Here is an 18,510-nt window from a genome sequence, read left to right as displayed (position 1 = left end):
TCCCTTTCGCTTATTCCTCTTCAGTAACAACTGGTGCGACAGGCGCTTGAACTTCTTCGAGTGCTGGAGTCGCGTTCGGGATATTGTCCTCGTCTTCGTCGCGCATTTCGATCTCTTCATCATCAGCAGACATCATCTTGACGTCCATACCGAGGGATTGAAGCTCTTTAATGAGGACTCGGAACGATTCCGGTACGCCCGGTTGTGGTACATTCTCACCTTTGACGATTGCTTCGTACGCTTTAACACGACCGATCGTGTCATCCGACTTGATTGTAAGGATCTCTTGGAGCGTGTAGGCTGCGCCGTATGCTTCAAGTGCCCATACTTCCATCTCACCGAAACGCTGACCACCGAACTGTGCTTTACCACCGAGCGGTTGTTGTGTAACGAGTGAGTATGGTCCTGTCGAACGTGCGTGAAGTTTATCATCGACCATGTGAGCAAGTTTAATCATATACATGACACCGACAGAGATGCGGTTATCGAACGCTTCACCCGAACGACCATCATAAAGGACAGTCTTCGCGTCGCGATCCATACCTGCTTCTTCAATCGTTGCCCAAACATCTTCCTCACGCGCACCATCAAATACTGGTGATGCGACTTTGATGCCGAGTTGACGTGCTGCCATCCCGAGGTGAAGCTCGAGCAACTGCCCGATGTTCATCCGTGATGGAACCCCAAGTGGGTTCAACATGATGTCAATTGGCGTACCGTCTGGCATGTACGGCATGTCTTCTTCTGGAAGGATACGCGAGATAACACCTTTGTTACCGTGACGACCCGCCATTTTGTCACCCTCGTGAATCTTACGCTTCTGAACGATATAAGCACGGATCAACTGGTTGACACCAGGTGAGAGCTCGTCCCCGTTATCGCGGTCGAAGATTTTGACGTCGAGGATGATTCCATCACCACCGTGTGGTACACGGAGAGATGTATCACGGACTTCACGTGCTTTTTCACCGAAGATCGCATGAAGAAGACGCTCTTCCGCTGTCAATTCCGTTACACCCTTCGGCGTAACTTTACCGACGAGGATATCGCCGTCCTTGACTTCCGCACCGACGCGGATGATTCCGCGATCGTCGAGGTTTTTCAAGGCATCATCACCGACGTTCGGAATATCACGTGTGATTTCTTCCGGTCCGAGTTTCGTATCACGCGACTCACATTCGTATTCTTCAATGTGGATCGATGTGTAGACGTCGTCTTTGACAAGACGCTCACTCATGATGACAGCATCCTCATAGTTGTAACCATCCCATGTCATGAAACCGACGAGTACGTTACGACCAAGCGCAAGTTCCCCACCGTCCATCGATGGACCATCTGCAAGGATCTCGCCTTTATCGACTGGGTCGCCTGCTTTGATGATTGGTTTTTGGTTATAACACGTTCCTTGGTTGGAACGGATGAATTTTTGGATCTTGTAACGGTCGAGCTCACCTTCAACGATGTTGCCATCGACTTCCGTCGTACGACGGACAAGGATTTCACGCGCCGTGACACGCTCAGCGATCCCTGCGTGCTTCGCAACAACAGCGGCTCCTGAGTCTTTCGCAGACACGTACTCCATACCTGTACCAACAATCGGAGATTCCGGGTTCAGAAGTGGGACGGCCTGACGTTGCATGTTCGCTCCCATGAGGGCACGGTTCGAGTCATCGTTCTCAAGGAACGGGATACAAGCCGTTGCGGCAGATACAACCTGCTTCGGTGAAACGTCCATGTAATCGACACGTGCTGGTTCGACAGACAAGTTTTGTCCACGGAAACGTGAAAGAACGTGTGAATCTTGGAACGTCTTCTCTTCCGTCAACAACATGTTTGCCTGAGCGACGACGTAGAGATCCTCTTCGTCAGCAGTCATGTAGTGGATTTCATCCGTGACAACGCCCGTTTCCGGATCGACACGACGATATGGCGCTTCGATGAAGCCGTACTCATTGACCTTCGCGTACGAAGACAACGAGTTGATCAAACCAATGTTTGGTCCCTCTGGCGTTTCGATCGGACACATACGGGAATAGTGCGAGTAGTGTACGTCACGAACTTCGAAACCAGCGCGCTCACGTGTCAAACCACCAGGTCCGAGTGCTGAAAGACGACGTTTGTGCGTCAATTCCGCAAGCGGGTTCGTTTGGTCCATGAACTGAGACAACTGCGAGCTACCGAAGAACTCTTTAATCGATGCGATGACTGGACGAATGTTGATCAATGCCTGTGGCGTGATCGCATTCTGATCCTGAATCGACATCCGTTCCTTAACGACACGTTCCATCCGTGAGAGACCGATCCGGAATTGGTTCTGGAGCAGCTCACCAACTGAACGGAGACGACGGTTACCGAGGTGATCGATATCGTCTGTCGTACCGACTTCATGCAACAAGTTGAAGAAGTAGTTGATAGAAGCAATCATGTCAGCAGGCGTGATGTGCTTGATGTCACGATCGATGTTACCGTTACCGATGATATTGATGATGCGTTCACCTTCAGCATCGTCCGGTGCGAACACCTTGATTGACTGTAAGTTGAAAGCCTCACCTTGCGTCACGCCGCCTGTAGGCGTCGCTTCGATGTAACCAACGGATCCTTCGAGGAATGGAAGGACTTTATCGAGCATACGACGATCAAGGACCGTTCCTGCTTCCGCGATGACTTCACCTGTCTCAGGATCAACAAGCGTTTCCGCAAGTTTTTGACCGAAGAGACGGTTCTTAAGATGAAGCTTTTTATTGATTTTATAACGACCAACGTTTGCCAAATCATAACGTTTCGGGTCAAAGAAGCGCGACACGAGTAACGCTTTTGCGTTTTCGACTGTCGGCGGCTCTCCCGGACGTAGACGCTCATAAATCTCGATGAGGGCTTTTTCCGTTGATTCCGTATTATCTTTTTCAAGTGAATTCCGGAGGTACTCATCATCACCGAGAAGATCGATGATTTCCTGATCCGTACCGAAACCAAGAGCACGTAAAAGAACCGTTACTGGAATCTTACGCGTGCGATCAATGCGAACATAAACGATGTCTTTCGCGTCTGTCTCGAGCTCGAGCCATGCACCACGGTTTGGGATGACTGTCGCGGAGAATCCACGCTTACCGTTCTTATCTAACTTATTGTTGTAATAAACACTTGGCGAACGAACAAGCTGCGAAACGATTACGCGCTCCGCTCCATTGATGATGAATGTTCCCGACTCCGTCATAAGCGGGAAGTCACCCATGAAGACTTCTTGTTCTTTCAATTCACCCGTCTCTTTATTTTGAAGACGGACTTTAACGCGTAGTGGTGCCGAATAGGTCACGTCGCGCTCTTTCGATTCATCGATCGAATACTTCGGCTCTCCGAGCGAGTAGTCGATGAATTCTAATACGAGATTCCCTGTGAAATCGGAAATCGGCGAAATGTCATGAAACATCTCACGAAGACCTTCCCGCAGGAACCACTCATACGAATTCGTTTGAATCTCGATTAAGTTTGGAAGTTCCAATACTTCGCTGATACGTGCATAGCTTCTTCTCTGACGGTGACGACCGTACTGAACAAGTTGACCAGTCAACTGATTCACCTCTCAGACCCACTTCTTCTTATAGAGAAGGACGGGTGTAATATCGAACATTGAAGCCATTTTTTGATTGATAAGCGCAAAAAAGCGACGTCTTGTCTACTCAATCATCTGTAGTCGAGAACGCCAGCTGCTTTCAAACATCTTATCCAAAAATCACTCCAATGGCATTTTATAATACTATCATAGACACAACATGCGGTCAACGACAAATCCTTCGATTTGTCAAGACCGAATTGATTTAAATATCGAGTACCCTTTATCGCGGGTAACTGTCTCACACATACCGAATACGTCTTCCATCAACTTCTTCGCAGATGGTCCACCTTGTTTCTTTTGAATGACAACCCAAAGCTCGCCGCCAACGACGAGGTGGTCATACGCTTCCCGGAGGATACGATGAACGACCGTTTTCCCCGCCCGAATCGGTGGATTCGTCACGATCGCTGCGAATGTCGATTCGCCTACCCCATCATACCCGTCACTCACACCGGTCGTCACGGAAACACCGTTCGCGCGCGCATTGTCTGCCGCTAGTTCGAGCGCCCGTTCATTGACATCGATCAAGTGTGCCGGACGACCAGTCGACTTCGAAAGCGCAATACCCATCGGTCCGTATCCGCAACCGACATCCAAGATGTCTCCCGCTACAGCCGGTTCCGTGAATGCCTCGATCAACAGACGGGAACCAAAATCGATTCCGTTCTTCGAAAAGACACCATGATCCGATGTAAAGCGGAGCGTCTGACCACGCAGAACATATTCCCACGTCTTCGGATCTCGTTTCGATGAAGGGTCATTCGTATAATAATGATCCGCCATGCTTCCTTCCCCTCTCATGTAAAAGATGAAAACAAAAGAAGCTCGCAATGCGAGCTTCTCTTGTTTCTACGGAAGAAGAAAATTACTTAACTTCTACAGTAGCGCCAGCTTCTTCAAGCTTAGCTTTCATTGCTTCAGCGTCTTCTTTCGAAACGCCTTCTTTAACTGGTGCTGGAGTTCCGTCTACGAGAGCTTTCGCTTCTTTAAGACCGAGACCAGTCAATTCGCGAACTGCTTTGATGACGTTGATTTTACCAGATCCAGCGTTAGTAAGGATAACGTCGAATTCAGTTTGCTCTTCAGCTGCTGCGCCTGCGCCAGCACCTGCAACTGCTACTGGAGCTGCTGCTGATACGCCGAATTCTTCTTCGATTGTTTTTACGAGTTCGTTAAGTTCAAGAACAGTCATGCCCTTGAGGTCTTCGATAAATTGCTCTTTGTTGAAAGCCATTATGGTTTTCCTCCTTTGATTTAGCCCACGTTGGGGTGTGAAAATTGTGTTGGTTGCCTATCCCGCTAAGCAGAAATTAAGCAGATTGTTCTTCTTTTTGCTCTGCGATTGCGTTCGTTGCCACCGCGAGTCCACGGATTGGCGCTTGAAGCACGCTGAGGAGCATCGAAAGGAGACCTTCGCGTGATGGAAGTTCCGCAAGGGCTTTGACATCTTCTACTGAAGTGACTTTGCCTTCGATGATACCACCTTTAAGTTCGAGAGCCTTGTGCGTTTTAGCGAAGTCGTTCAAGATCTTAGCTGGCGCGATAACGTCTTCATTGCTGAAGGCGATCGCACTAGGACCTGTGAAGACTTCATCAAGACCTTCGAGGTTGCTTTGAACTGCCGCGCGGCGGAGGAGACCGTTTTTGTAAACTTTGAATTCAACGCCCGCTTCGCGGAGTTGTTTACGAAGTTCAGTGACTTCTTCTACTGTGAGACCACGGTAGTCGACGACAACTGTTCCTGCGCTCGCTTGGAGTTTCTCAGCGATCTCAGATACGAGATCCGCTTTGACAGCGATAACTTTTTCGTTTGCCATTTCTGTTGCACCTCCTGGTAGATGAAATGTACCGGTGCGAGGGGCTGCTCGATTTCAAATAAAAAGCCTCCGTCTGCAGAGCAGAGGAGGCGTAATCGTCAAAAAGGATACCTGAACAAACAGGCTCTCTGAGCAAGAACACCTCGGAAGGATTTATGCCCATGTGAGCACCTTCTGTCTACGGTATGTCGAAATATATCAACGTTTTATACTGTAACAGCGTTCTTAGAACGTTGTCAAGTTCGTTTTAGACGAAATTATTTCGCGAAGTCAGCTGAAGATACTTTTACACCAGGACCCATTGTAGAAGCGATCGCGATGTTCTTAAGGTATACACCTTTAGCAGTAGCAGGCTTAACTTTTACGAGAGTTTCGATAACTGTGTTGATGTTCTCAACGAGTTTCTCGTTATCGAATGATTTTTTACCGACAGGAACGTGGATGTTACCTGATTTGTCGACACGGTACTCAACTTTACCAGCTTTGATATCGTTGATTGCTTTTGTGACGTCAAATGTAACTGTACCTGTTTTCGGGTTTGGCATGAGGCCTTTTGGTCCGAGAACGCGACCAAGTTTACCAACTTCACCCATCATGTCTGGTGTCGCGACGATAACGTCGAAGTCGAACCATCCTTGTTGGATTTTGTTGATGTACTCAGCATCACCAGCGTAATCTGCTCCAGCAGCTTCCGCTTCTTTTAATTTCTCACCTTTCGCGAAGACGAGAACTTTTTGTGTTTTACCAGTACCGTGTGGCAATACGACTGCTCCACGGATTTGTTGGTCTGCTTTCTTCGGATCTACTCCGAGACGAACAGCCAATTCGATAGTCTCATCGAATTTCGCAGTTGCAGATTTTTTAGTCAAATCTACAGCTTCTGCGAGTTCGTATGAAACCGTACGATCGATAAGCTTAGCAGCTTCTTTGTACTTCTTACCCATTTTAGGTTCCTCCTTTGTGGTTGTGCGGAAAATCCTCCCACATAATGAAAGGGTAGCAGGCTTCAAGAAACTATCCGCCTGCGACCCTCATCGTTGTTCATGGTAATCAAAAAGACATTAGTCTTCGATTACGATACCCATAGAACGTGCAGTACCTTCAACCATCAACATTGCTGTTTCAACAGATGATGCGTTAAGGTCTGGCATTTTTGTTTCAGCGATTTCACGAACTTTGTCACGTTTGACAGTCGCTACTTTCTTACGGTTCGGTTCACCTGAACCACTCTCAATTCCAGCTGCTTTCTTCAAGAGAACTGCTGCTGGAGGAGTTTTAGTGATGAATGTGAATGAACGATCTTCAAAAACCGTGATGACTACAGGGATAATCAAGCCGGCTTGGTCTTGTGTACGAGCGTTGAACTCTTTACAGAAGCCCATGATGTTCACACCTGCTTGACCGAGTGCCGGTCCAACTGGTGGAGCTGGGTTTGCTTTGCCCGCAGGAATTTGAAGTTTTACGAGTTTCATAACCTTCTTCGCCACGAGACACACCTCCTTAATTCTTTAATGTGGTTTAATTGGACGTTGCGCGTCCTCCCACTCATTCTATTCGACGAGTTATTTATCGAAATAAGCACAACATCAAACACGAAAAATTGTATCATTAAAACAAAACATTCGCAATAGGAAACTTAATCGATTTTATCGACCTGTGCGAAATCAAGCTCGACCTTCGTTTCGCGACCGAACATATCAACAGAGACTTTCATTTTCTCAGCATCTGTATCAAGCTCCTCGATCGTACCTTCGAGATTCTCGAAAGCTCCTTCTTTGATTCGGACGATTTGTCCGAGTGAGAAGTCATAACGGCTCTTCAGATCGACGAGACCCATTGATCCAAGGATGTTTTCTGCTTCTTCCGGAAGGAGTGGTGTCGGTTTTGAACCGCCGCCGACTGATCCGAGGAAGCCCGTGACGTTCGGAGTATTCCGGACGACATACCAAGAATCATCCGTCATGACCATCTCAACGAGGACATACCCCGGGAAGATCTTGACTTCACGTTCCTTGATTTTCGTTTCTCCCTTTTTGTTCGTTACTTCTTCTTGTACCGTTTCAATCGGAACGAGTACACGGAAGATTTTTTCGTCCATGTTCATGGATTCAATCCGACGTTCAAGGTTCGCCTTGACGTTGTTTTCAAATCCGGAATACGTTTGGACGACAAACCATTGTTTCTCCATGGTAGGCCACCTCTTCTTTTTACTTAATCAACCAGCTCATCAATGCGCTAAGCCCTGAATCGACGCCGAAGATGAAGACACCCATGAAGATCACCATACCGATGACCGTCAATGTGTATTTCGTCAGCTCTTTCCGTTTTGGCCAGCTCGTCTTTTTCAATTCATTCCATACGTCACGCAAAAATTTCATCGTACTTTCCCTCCAGGATGTAATAAATCGGGACAGATGAAGCCTTATTTCGCTTCTTTATGAATCGTATGCGCGTTACAACGACGGCAGAATTTCTTCAATTCCAAGCGGACAGTGACGTCCTCTTTTTTCATCGTCGTATAGTCGCGGGCACCGCAATTATCACAAGCAAGGCCTACTTTCTTCGCCATCTCAAAGTCCTCCTTCTTTGCCACTCTTCTCTTCTGTTAAGGTACTTTCCTTCCGAAAAAGAGCGTAAAAAAAAACGCCTATGAGCGGCGTCTCGCTAGTAAGGCGCTAGTTATACAGTAGCATAGGAAGGGATTACGGTCAATCTACCTCTCTGTTAGACCGTCATCTTTCGTGCTTCGAGATATCGCTCAAGTTTGCGCTTGACACGTTGCAAGGCATTGTCGATCGATTTCACATGACGATCGAGGTCGTCAGAGATTTCCTGATACGTCCGTCCGTCGAGATAGAGCGCGAGGACCTTCCGTTCGAGGTCGCTCAGAATCTCATCCATCTTCGATTCGATGTCTGCGTATTCTTCCCGGTTGATGATCAAGATTTGTGGATCAGAAGGTGCTGTCGACGTGATGATATCAAGTAACGTCCGCTCCGATTCATCGTCATAGATCGGTTTATCGAGCGAGATGTACGAGTTCAACGGGATATGTTTCTGACGTGTCGCCGTCTTGATCGCAGTGATCATCTGTCGCGTGATGCATAATTCGGCAAATCCTTTAAACGAGGCGAGCTTATCCGTTCGGTAATCCCGTACCGCCTTATAGAGACCAATCATTCCTTCTTGGATGATGTCTTCTCGGTCTGCCCCGATCAAAAAGTAAGAACGGGCTTTGGCACGTACGAAATTTCGATACCGCTCGATCAAAAATTCGAGCGCATCGCTGTTATCGAACTCTTTCGCTTGTTCTACAAGCGCTTCATCGGTCATGCACTCAAACTGGTCGAACGAAACCAAACTCATCCTGTATCCCTCCAAGCATCATTGACGAATAGTTCAATTGTTTTTAATTATACAATAATTACCTGTGGCACGACAATGAAAATTGGCATGACCTCTTTTGTTGTATCCAAAATGTATCTTTTATACAAAAAAATCCACCGTTCTTTCGAATGAAGGAGAACGGTGGATTGCTCATGCGAATGGTTCATATCATGTATCTGAATTCTTTCGGCGACGAATCGCTTCGAGGCGCGCGATGACGTCTTCCGGTAAATCAATCTTCGAACGCGGTTGAGCCGTCGTCTTCGCAGACGTCGTCTGTTGCTTGATGACGGCAACTGCTGCTTTCCACTCACGCCGGAGTTCCTGCGCCGATATACGGAGTGCTCCAAGCGTGAAGATGACCCATTGCTCCGTGTAGTCGTTCGTCGCTACCGTCAGCTTGACCCGGATATCCTGCAGCCAGTCAGCCGCTGTTTTCTCGATCCATTCGTCCGCCGTCTCGTTTTCTCGTGTGTAGACGATATCGATTCCGCTTTTTAGCATCCTAGACTCACGTCCTGGTTGCAGATAGGCATCAAAGACGATCGTAACGCTGATCCCTGTGACGGCTTGGTACTCCGCCATCGCATGAATCAACCGTTCCCGTGCTAATTCAAAGTCTTGCTCCCGCAACGTCCGAAATTCTGGCCATGCGCCAATGATATTGTAGCCATCTACGATGAGGCGATCATATTTCATCGCGCATACGGCTTTCTAGTCCGATAGACTTCATATAATAATAGCGAAGCCGCAACCGATGCGTTGAGCGACGTGACATGTCCTGCCATCGGGAGGTGGACGAGGAAGTCACATTTCTCACGTACGAGCCGGCTCATTCCTTTTCCTTCACTTCCAATGACGATTCCGAGCGGCATCGTACCATCGAGTGTCCGGTAGTCGTCACTTTCACGTGCATCCGTTCCAACGAACCAGATACCTTGTTTCTTTAGATCCTCCATCGTCCGAGCGAGGTTCGTCACGCGAACGACCGGGATATGTTCGATTGCGCCTGTTGATGCCTTCGCGACGACTTGCGTCAACCCGACTGAGCGACGCTTCGGAATGATGATCCCGTGAGCTCCGACAGCATCTGCCGTCCGCAAGATCGATCCAAGATTATGTGGATCCTCGAGTTCATCAAGCATGATCAAGAGTGGTGTTTCATCCTTTTGACGGGCAAGCTCGAAGATATCTTCCATCTCAGCGTACTCATACGCCGCAACCGCTGCGACGACACCTTGGTGATTTTCCGTTCCAGCTAAACCGGTTAACCGTGAACGCGGGACGAGCTGAATTTGAATGCCCGCTTCCTGCGCCATCGCATGGATGACGGCAAGCGGTCCTTTTTGTTGTCCTTCCTGCAAGAACAGCTTGTTCATTTCTCGTCCGCTCCGTAATGCCTCTAGGACCGGATTACGACCTGACAAGAAATCTTGTCCTTCTTCGAGCGGTTCAATCACGACGGGCTGTTCCTTGACCGGAGCGGGTTTTCGTTTCTCTTGCGCTGGACGCTGTGCCTTCGTTTTTGGCTTCGCACCGGTAGCCTTAGGATTCGTCTGTTTTTTCGGCTTCGAGTAGTTCGAACGCTTGTCCGATGAGTTCTTCAAGGCGATCCCCTCCTTCTGAAAGATAAATATAACCGAGCAATGCTTCAAATGCTGTCGCGTAGCGATACGTGTGGACGTCCGTGCTCTTCGGGACAGAACCGGATTTCGCGTTCTTTCCGCGCCGGACGACCGCTGCTTCTTCTTCTGTCAACACATCCGTGTTCAACCAGTGCGTCACGACCGTCGCTTGTGCTTGTGCCCGAACATACCGGACAGCTGCTTTGTGCAACTCGCCCGGCTTCACATAACCTTGTTCGAGCAATCGCTCCCGCACACGAATCTCATAGACGACGTCGCCCATGTACGCTAACGCGAGTGCATTCAGTTGTTTGTAGTTCTTCATCCGCGCTTCCACCGCATCCCTTGCGCTGTGTCTTCGAGCAGGATCCCTTGATCACGTAGCTGATCACGGATTGCGTCCGCTCGTGCGAAGTCACGATTTTGACGTGCTGTGTTCCGCTCTTTGATCAACTGTTCGACTTCTTCATCGAGTAAGCCTTTGTCGACTGTCAACGTGACACCGAGGACATCTGATAATTCCGAGAAGAGTGCGAGGAACTGTTCGAGCACCTGTTTTGACACATGTGCTTCTCCGAGGTATAAATTGGCTTCTTTCGAGAGATCAAATAAATCCGTCACAGCGTTCGCTGTATTGAAATCATCATCCATCGATGTGATGAAGTGTTCCTTGATCGCCGCTAGACGATTCAACCACTTCTCGTCACCTGTTCCGAGATCGGCCGTCATTTCAAGGCGGTGTTCGATGTTTGCGACCGACTCCCGAATCCGCGCGAGACCATTCGCTGCTTGATCGATCAGTTCACGACTGTAGTTGATCGGGTGACGATACTGAACCGATAACATGAAGAAACGTAACACCATCGGGTCGACTGCTTGGATCGCTTCATGGACCGTCAGGAAGTTACCGAGTGACTTCGACATCTTCTCGTTTTCGATGTTCAAGAACCCGTTATGCATCCAGTAGTTCGCGAACTTCTGCGAGTTGCATGCTTCTGACTGGGCGATCTCATTCTCATGGTGCGGGAACTTCAAGTCTTGTCCACCAGCATGGATATCAATCGTCTCCCCGAGGTATTTCTTCGCCATCGCCGAGCACTCGATGTGCCAGCCTGGTCGTCCTTCGCCCCATGGACTCGTCCATGCCGGCTCCCCTGGTTTTGCTGCTTTCCAGAGCACGAAATCAAGCGGATCTTCTTTTTTCTCTCCGACTTCGATTCGTGCGCCTGCGCGCAATTCATCGATCGACTGTTGGCTCAATTGACCATAATCCTTGAAACTACGCGTCCGGAAGTAGACATCTCCGCTTGATGCGTAGGCATTGCCTTTTTCGACGAGGACTTCGATGAAGGCGATGATATCGTCCATCGTTTCCGTGACGAGTGGATGGATGTCCGCTTTTTGGACATTCAAGGCACCCGTATCCGCGTGGTACGCCTCGATGAAACGTTTCGTCAACGCATGATAGTCTTCTCCGAGTTCGTTCGCTGTCCGGATGATCTTATCATCGACGTCCGTGAAGTTCGAGACATATTTGACTTCGTATCCGCGGTATGTGAAGTAGCGACGAACCGTATCGAAGACGATTGCTGGACGTGCGTTCCCGATATGAATGTAGTTGTAAACAGTCGGGCCACAGACATACATCTTGACCTTTCCTTCTTCTAATGGTTTAAATGGTTCCTTTTTTCCGGTCATGCTGTTGTACAGTTGAATCATGACGTCGCCCTCCTTTAATCCGTTCAATTTCTTGTTTTAATACTTCTAGTTCCATTTCAATTCGCTCTTGGCATTCGCTGACCGGATCCGGGAAACGATGATCAAGCGGTGCTTCGACCTTCATGCCATCTTGAATGACGACACGTCCCGGAATGCCGACGACGGTCGCATTTGGCGGAACGTGTTTTAAGACGACGGAACTGGCACCGATTTTTGAGTATGCCCCGATCGTGATATCACCAAGGACACGGGCACCGGCAGAGACAAGTACGCCGTCTTCAATCGTCGGATGACGCTTTCCTGTTTCTTTCCCCGTTCCGCCGAGCGTCACGCCTTGAAATAACGTGACGTCATCACCAATGATCGTCGTCTCACCAATGACGACACCCATCCCGTGGTCAATAAAGAATCGGCGTCCAATCGTCGCTCCTGGGTGAATCTCGATGCCTGTCAAAAAGCGACTGAACTGCGAAATTAATCGACCGAGTAAGCGAAACTTTGCGTTCCAGAGTCGATGGGCCAGGCGATGCATCCAAATCGCATGTAAGCCCGGGTATGTCAAAATGACTTCTAACGTGCTGCGGGCAGCTGGATCTTGCTCAAACACATTGCGGATATCTTCTCGTATCCGTGTCATATACGTTCTCCTCTCCATAAGAAAAAGCGCCTCTATGCATTGCTGCACAGAGACGCTAACGAAGCGCGGTCCCACTCTGTTTGGACGATTGACTCGTCCCTCTCGACGTCCGTTAACGCCGGAGATACGTCTGCGCCTACTCTCAGGGATTTCGGGCAGCACTCAGAGGGGCATTTCATGATTCGCTTCTTCAAGCCCTCGCACCATTCGAGCTTGTCTCTGGAGAAGAAGACGCATCGTTACTTTCCTCGTCTACGCTTTCGTTATTCTGCTTCAAGCCGTGCAAGCACACGGTCTTTTCCTAGTAATTGAATCGTGTTCGGGAGTTCTGGACCATGTGTCTGTCCTGTCGTCGCGACACGAATTGGCATGAACAAGTTTTTACCTTTTTGACCAGTCGCTTTTTGCGTCGCTTTGATCGATGCTTTGATTGCTTCTGGTGTCCACTCTTCGAGAGCGCGTAACTGGTTCGCGAATTCTGTAAGTACAGTTGGAACCGTCTCGCCACTCAAGACAGTGTTTGCCTCTTCATCATACACCACTTCGTCCTCAAAGAACATCTCTGAAAGCTTGACGATTTCCGCGCCATGCGTCATCTGTTCGCGGTATAACGCGACAAGATCACGTGCCCAAGCGAGCTCTTCTTCTGAAGGCGACGCTTCGACGCGACCTGCTTCTTGTAAGAACGGAAGACTGGCTTCGAATACTTCTTCGAACGATTGATGTTTCATGTACTGACTGTTGATCCAAGCCAATTTGTTTTGGTCAAAGACAGCTGGACTCTTCGAGAGACGATCCGCGTCAAAGATTTCGATGAACTCTTCTTTCGTGAAGATTTCTTGTTCGCCGACCGGTGACCATCCGAGAAGCGTGATGAAGTTGAGCAATGCTTCCGGGAGATAACCGAGCTCTTTATACTGCTCGATGTACTGAATGATCGAGTGATCACGCTTCGAGAGTTTCTTGTGTGATTCGTTGACGATCAATGTCATGTGACCGAACGTTGGGTATTCCCAACCGAACGCATCATAGATCATCATCTGTTTCGGTGTGTTCGAAATATGATCATCGCCACGAAGAACATGGCTGATCGCCATTAAATGATCGTCGATGACGACGGCAAAGTTGTACGTCGGAATGCCATCTTTTTTGACGATGACCCAGTCACCGAAGTCTTTTGATTCGAATGAGACATCGTCTTTAACGATATCATTCCATGTATACGTGACATCCTCCGGTACACGAATCCGAATTGACGGCGTGCGACCTTCTGCGCGGAACGCTTCTTCTTGTTCTGCTGTCAGGTTACGGTGCGCTCCTGAATAACGTGGTGCTTCTCCGCGTGCGATTTGTGCTTCGCGTTCTGCTTCGAGTTCTTCCGATGTCATGTAGCAACGGTAAGCAAGTCCTTTTTCAAGTAACTCATCCGTGTACTTTTGATAGATATCGAGACGTTCCATTTGTGAATAAGGACCGTACTCGCCACCGCGACCTGGACCTTCGTCCCAATCGACACCGAGCCACTCGAGGTTCTTCATTTGACTCTCGACACCACCTGCGATGTTCCGCTTTTGGTCCGTATCCTCGATTCGTAATACCATCTTACCGCCTAAATGGCGTGCAAACAGATAGTTAAATAATGCAGTCCGGGCATTCCCGATATGCAAGTGTCCTGTTGGACTTGGGGCATAACGTACTCGTACTTCTGCCATTGCCAATCACTCCTTCGACTAAAATTCGCTTATCTAGTATACCTTATTCTTCGATTCGTTTCAGTAGAATCACTGCTTGACAAGCGATTCCCTCTTCACGTCCCGTAAAACCTAACCATTCCGTCGTCGTTGCCTTGACATTGATCTGTTCAATGTCCGCTTCGAGTAATTCCGCGATCCGCGCACGCATCGTGTCGATGTAAGGACGCAGCTTTGGTGCCTGTGCGATGACTGTCGCATCTAAGTTGCCAAGCTCATACCCTTGTTGTTTAACAAGCGCGTAAACATGTTGTAGCAATTTTGCTGAATCGGCATCCTTGAATTCCGGATCCGTATCTGGAAAATGTTTTCCGATATCCCCTGCTGCGATCGCACCAAGTGCTGCGTCGGCAATCGTATGTAATAAAACGTCTGCATCCGAATGACCGAGCAATCCTTTCGTATGCGGAATCTCGATGCCGCCTAAAATCAATTTCCGATCCTCTGCAAAGGCATGTACATCAAAGCCTTGTCCAATTCGAATCATCGTCATTTCCCTCGTTTCATTAGAATCGCTTCACCGAACCAAAGATCGTCCGGTGTCGTCATCTTGATATTTTCGTAGTGACCGTGGACGATCGTTACTTTTCCTCCGTCCCATTCTATCAAACTTGCATCGTCGGTTCCTAGGTATTTCGTTGCCGCTTTTTCATGAACCGTACGAATCGTCGCAAGATCAAACGCTTGTGGTGTCTGGGCTGCCATCAGGTGCTCCCGCGGAACGGTCTCGCTGATGTGGTTCGCTTCAATCCGTTTGACGGTGTCTTTGATCGGCACGGCAAGAATCGCTGCTTGATCCAAAGCTGCCGCCTGGACGACCGCATGAATCGCTGCTTGTGAAATGAACGGTCGGGCACCATCATGGATCAGAACAATTCCTTCGCCTTCTAACGCCTCAAGACCACGGAGCACACTTTCCTGACGTTCGGCACCACCCGTGACAAGTTTAATCGATGTCTTATAAGACGCGATAATACTTGTAAACCATTCCTGTTCTAGTGGATTGATCGCGAGGACGATTTCCGTACAAGCTGGATCTGCCTCGAAGACATCTAGTGTCCAAGCGATGATTGGACGGTCTCTCAGTTCAAGCATCAATTTATTACGATCTGCGCCCATCCGCTTACCGGCACCGGCAGCGGGGATGACGACGCGATAGGTGGTTGTAGACATCCCATTCCCTCTTTTCTCTCTCACTGATCATCGTGATTCATTCCATCACACCGAAAACGGACTCGATCATGAAATCGAATCCGTTGCGGGGTCTATCCGAATGCCTCTCGATGTCTCTCTAGGCATAGTGTCTCATTTTTCTTGTGGTTTCGCAAAAATCATTCGTCCAGCTGACGTCTGCAAGACACTCGTGACGACGACACCAATCGTTTTCGAAATGAGGTGTTTGCCTCCTTCGACGACGACCATCGTCCCATCTTCGAGATAAGCGATGCCCTGTTTTTGTTCTTTCCCTTCCTTGATGACAAGGACGGTCATCTCTTCTCCTGGAATGACGACTTGTTTGACGGCATTCGCCAGATCATTGATGTTGAGAACAGGAACATGTCGGACTTCACAGACTTTGTTCAAGTTATAGTCGTTCGTGACGACGATGCCTTTGACGAGTTCCGCGAGTTTAATTAGCTTAATATCGACTTCCGGTACATCCTCGAAATCGCCGTCATAAATTTCGACCTCGACTCCAGGGATGTCTTGTAACTCTTTTAAGACATCAAGTCCACGACGTCCACGGTTTCGTTTCAACGTATCGGAAGAATCCGCGATGTACTGCAACTCACCGATAACGAATTGCGGGACGATCAGTTTTCCTTCGACGAAGCCGGTTTTCGTGATATCCGTAATTCGTCCGTCGATGATGACGCTCGTATCAAGTACCTTGCTGTTTGATTTAACTGGAACGACGACTTCAGGTGTTGCTTTTTTCTCACTTTGGTTGCTGCGTAAGAAGATTTTCGTCAATTCATGACGTTTACGATACCCGACCGTAAAGCCGAGATATCCGAATAACGCGGTCACGAAAATCGTTAAGACGTTACTGAGGACAGGAATACCTACTAAATCAATCAATGTACTAACAAGGAAAGCCAGTACCAACCCGATCAACAAACCAAATGTTCCAAAAAAGAGATCTGCCACTGGGGCTTTGACGAGTCGTTCTTCTAAAAATCGGAGAAGTCGAATTACCGAATCCGTAATGAATAATCCAATTAATAAGAATATGAGTGCACCAATCGTTCCAGTTACGTATTCGCTCATCAACCAGGCGGGGAATGTCGTATTCGTTGCCGTTTCAATTAATTGGAAGAACTGAGGCAGCAACAAAATCCCGAGGGCAAGTCCGAGTAATGCAAAAAATACCCGAATGACGATTTTCAATCTTCTCACCTCCTTTGCTTATTTTAAGTTCATTGTAACATGTACTGATTTGAACTACCTACGCCGGAAGGAGGGGAAACTGTTTACATATCCATTACAGTTCCCCCATTTTTTGCGTCATTCCAGTTTAAAACGGAATTGTTTCACGTAATGCTTCGTCCACACTCTCGACACCAACGACCGTAATTCCATCCGGATACGTCCAACCACCCAAGTTGTTTTTCGGAATGATGGCGCGTGTGAAACCAAGTTTAGCTGCTTCTGCTACACGTTGTTCGATCCGCGATACACGGCGAACCTCACCTGTCAATCCGACTTCACCAATCACGACATCCGTCGGACGCGTCGGTTTGTCACGGAAACTAGAAGCAATCGCAACACAAACCGCCAAGTCAATCGCAGGTTCATCAAGCTTCACACCACCGGCTGCCTTGAGGTAGGCATCTTGTGTTTGTAAGAGAAGACCCGACCGTTTCTCAAGAACAGCCATCAATAAGGCAACCTTATTTTGATCGATTCCGGTCGCCATCCGTCTTGGATTCCCGAATGACGTCGGTGAAATCAACGCTTGTAGTTCAACGAGGACCGTCCGTGTCCCCTCCATGGAAGCGACGATCGTCGAACCAGATACACCGGATGTCCGTTCCTCGAGGAAAATTTCTGACGGATTCAAGACCTCTTCAAGACCGGACTCCCGCATCTCAAAAATTCCGATTTCATTCGTTGAACCAAATCGGTTTTTGACGGCACGCAGAATCCGGAACGTATGGTGACGTTCGCCTTCGAAATACAAGACGGCATCCACCATGTGCTCCAGTAAACGTGGTCCAGCAATCGAACCCTGTTTCGTGACGTGACCGACGATGAAGATAGCAATACCGCGACTCTTCGCAATTTTCATCAGCATCGCCGTACATTCACGTACCTGTGTCACGCTGCCGGGTGCGGACTGGATTTCATCGATGTAGACGGTTTGAATCGAGTCGATGATTAAAAAACGTGGCTGTTCTTCATCGACGACACGTTCAATCATGTTCATATCCGTCTCACTGAGGACGAACAAATCTTGTGTCGGTAAGCCAAGCCGTTCCGCGCGCAATTTGGTTTGTTTAAGCGATTCTTCCCCTGAGATGTAGAGCACTTTTTCGCCACGTTGAGCAAGGCGTGCACTCGTCTGCAGCAAGATTGTCGACTTCCCGATCCCTGGGTCTCCTCCAACAAGCACCATCGAACCTGGAACGATACCTCCTCCGAGGACACGGTCGAATTCACCACTTCCGGTAAAGACGCGACTCTCTTCTTGCGAGACGATGTTCGCGAGACGCTCTGGCTTCAATTGTTTTGTCGTCGTATGAACGAAAGCGGCACCGCGCCGTCCTTTTTTCTCTTCGACGACTTCTTCGACCATCGTGTTCCATTCCCCGCACCCGGAACAACGTCCCATCCATTTCGGTGATTCGGTCCCACAGCTTTGACAAACGAATTTTGTTTTTAACTTAGCCAATCGATTCATCCTTTCTGTTTCAAAAAAAGGACCAGCTTCGCTCAGAAAGTGCGAAAGCTGGCCCTG

At 48.6% G+C, this 18,510-nt stretch carries 20 protein-coding genes and 2 other annotated features; all 20 genes read right to left on the bottom strand.

Features of this window, described 5'->3' with window-relative positions:
* Positions 1-10: 10 nt before the first annotated feature.
* A complete protein-coding gene (gene rpoB / locus L985_RS00680) occupies positions 11-3,568 on the bottom strand; it encodes a DNA-directed RNA polymerase subunit beta (RefSeq protein WP_047390625.1) in 3,558 nt (1,185 codons plus the stop codon).
* A 231-nt stretch (positions 3,569-3,799) separates the two neighbouring features.
* Positions 3,800-4,396, bottom strand: a complete 597-nt coding sequence (locus tag L985_RS00675; protein ID WP_023466614.1) for a class I SAM-dependent methyltransferase — start codon at positions 4,394-4,396, stop codon at positions 3,800-3,802.
* A gap of 82 nt (positions 4,397-4,478) precedes the next feature.
* Complete coding sequence (gene rplL, locus L985_RS00670) at positions 4,479-4,847, bottom strand: 50S ribosomal protein L7/L12 (protein WP_023466613.1); 369 nt, start codon at positions 4,845-4,847, stop codon at positions 4,479-4,481.
* Positions 4,848-4,923: 76 nt separating this feature from the next.
* On the bottom strand, positions 4,924-5,430 hold the full coding sequence (gene rplJ / locus L985_RS00665) for a 50S ribosomal protein L10 (protein ID WP_023466611.1): 507 nt from the start codon (positions 5,428-5,430) through the stop codon (positions 4,924-4,926).
* 50 nt (positions 5,431-5,480) lie between these two features.
* Positions 5,481-5,632, bottom strand: a sequence feature (ribosomal protein L10 leader region).
* 55 nt (positions 5,633-5,687) lie between these two features.
* Positions 5,688-6,374 (bottom strand): 50S ribosomal protein L1, encoded by a 687-nt coding sequence (gene rplA / locus L985_RS00660; protein ID WP_023466610.1) that lies wholly within the window; start codon positions 6,372-6,374, stop codon positions 5,688-5,690.
* 117 nt (positions 6,375-6,491) lie between these two features.
* Positions 6,492-6,917: a 50S ribosomal protein L11 gene (rplK, locus tag L985_RS00655; RefSeq protein ID WP_023466609.1), complete on the bottom strand. Its 426-nt coding sequence runs from the start codon at positions 6,915-6,917 to the stop codon at positions 6,492-6,494.
* A 149-nt stretch (positions 6,918-7,066) separates the two neighbouring features.
* Positions 7,067-7,618: a transcription termination/antitermination protein NusG gene (gene nusG, locus L985_RS00650; RefSeq protein ID WP_023466607.1), complete on the bottom strand. Its 552-nt coding sequence runs from the start codon at positions 7,616-7,618 to the stop codon at positions 7,067-7,069.
* A 19-nt stretch (positions 7,619-7,637) separates the two neighbouring features.
* Positions 7,638-7,808, bottom strand: coding sequence for a preprotein translocase subunit SecE (gene secE, locus L985_RS00645; RefSeq protein WP_023466605.1), 171 nt, complete (start codon positions 7,806-7,808; stop codon positions 7,638-7,640).
* Positions 7,809-7,852: 44 nt separating this feature from the next.
* Positions 7,853-7,999, bottom strand: a complete 147-nt coding sequence (gene rpmG / locus L985_RS00640) for a 50S ribosomal protein L33 (RefSeq protein ID WP_023466603.1) — start codon at positions 7,997-7,999, stop codon at positions 7,853-7,855.
* A 155-nt stretch (positions 8,000-8,154) separates the two neighbouring features.
* Positions 8,155-8,796 carry an RNA polymerase sporulation sigma factor SigH gene (sigH, locus tag L985_RS00635; protein WP_029343084.1) on the bottom strand — a complete coding sequence of 214 codons (642 nt, stop codon included), beginning with the start codon at positions 8,794-8,796 and terminating at the stop codon, positions 8,155-8,157.
* A gap of 189 nt (positions 8,797-8,985) precedes the next feature.
* Entirely contained in the window at positions 8,986-9,516 is a 531-nt protein-coding gene (locus tag L985_RS00630) for an NYN domain-containing protein (protein WP_029343083.1), read from the bottom strand.
* Positions 9,513-10,277: a 23S rRNA (guanosine(2251)-2'-O)-methyltransferase RlmB gene (rlmB, locus tag L985_RS00625; protein ID WP_035399377.1), complete on the bottom strand. Its 765-nt coding sequence runs from the start codon at positions 10,275-10,277 to the stop codon at positions 9,513-9,515. The genes L985_RS00630 and rlmB overlap by 4 nt, the downstream gene beginning before the upstream one ends.
* 85 nt (positions 10,278-10,362) lie before the next feature.
* Positions 10,363-10,767: a Mini-ribonuclease 3 gene (locus L985_RS00620; RefSeq protein ID WP_047390584.1), complete on the bottom strand. Its 405-nt coding sequence runs from the start codon at positions 10,765-10,767 to the stop codon at positions 10,363-10,365.
* Positions 10,764-12,161: a cysteine--tRNA ligase gene (gene cysS, locus L985_RS00615; protein ID WP_047390581.1), complete on the bottom strand. Its 1,398-nt coding sequence runs from the start codon at positions 12,159-12,161 to the stop codon at positions 10,764-10,766. The genes L985_RS00620 and cysS overlap by 4 nt, the downstream gene beginning before the upstream one ends.
* Positions 12,115-12,834 (bottom strand): serine O-acetyltransferase EpsC, encoded by a 720-nt coding sequence (gene epsC / locus L985_RS00610; RefSeq protein WP_255343794.1) that lies wholly within the window; start codon positions 12,832-12,834, stop codon positions 12,115-12,117. Before epsC ends, cysS begins: the two co-directional genes overlap by 47 nt.
* A 9-nt stretch (positions 12,835-12,843) precedes the next feature.
* Positions 12,844-13,062: a binding site (T-box leader), on the bottom strand.
* Positions 13,062-14,510, bottom strand: coding sequence for a glutamate--tRNA ligase (gene gltX / locus L985_RS00605; RefSeq protein WP_029343080.1), 1,449 nt, complete (start codon positions 14,508-14,510; stop codon positions 13,062-13,064). (Overlaps the previous feature by 1 nt.)
* A gap of 43 nt (positions 14,511-14,553) precedes the next feature.
* On the bottom strand, positions 14,554-15,036 hold the full coding sequence (ispF, locus tag L985_RS00600) for a 2-C-methyl-D-erythritol 2,4-cyclodiphosphate synthase (protein WP_029343079.1): 483 nt from the start codon (positions 15,034-15,036) through the stop codon (positions 14,554-14,556).
* A 2-nt stretch (positions 15,037-15,038) separates the two neighbouring features.
* Positions 15,039-15,722 carry a 2-C-methyl-D-erythritol 4-phosphate cytidylyltransferase gene (gene ispD / locus L985_RS00595; RefSeq protein WP_029343078.1) on the bottom strand — a complete coding sequence of 228 codons (684 nt, stop codon included), beginning with the start codon at positions 15,720-15,722 and terminating at the stop codon, positions 15,039-15,041.
* A 132-nt stretch (positions 15,723-15,854) separates the two neighbouring features.
* Positions 15,855-16,940: a PIN/TRAM domain-containing protein gene (locus L985_RS00590; RefSeq protein WP_047390578.1), complete on the bottom strand. Its 1,086-nt coding sequence runs from the start codon at positions 16,938-16,940 to the stop codon at positions 15,855-15,857.
* Between the two features lie 127 nt (positions 16,941-17,067).
* Entirely contained in the window at positions 17,068-18,444 is a 1,377-nt protein-coding gene (radA, locus tag L985_RS00585) for a DNA repair protein RadA (protein ID WP_029343076.1), read from the bottom strand.
* Positions 18,445-18,510: the final 66 nt, after the last annotated feature.

The sequence above is a fragment of the Exiguobacterium sp. ZWU0009 genome (genome assembly GCF_000798935.2).
Taxonomy (GTDB): domain Bacteria; phylum Bacillota; class Bacilli; order Exiguobacteriales; family Exiguobacteriaceae; genus Exiguobacterium_A; species Exiguobacterium_A acetylicum.
This window is presented reverse-complemented; position numbering and strand designations above follow the sequence as displayed.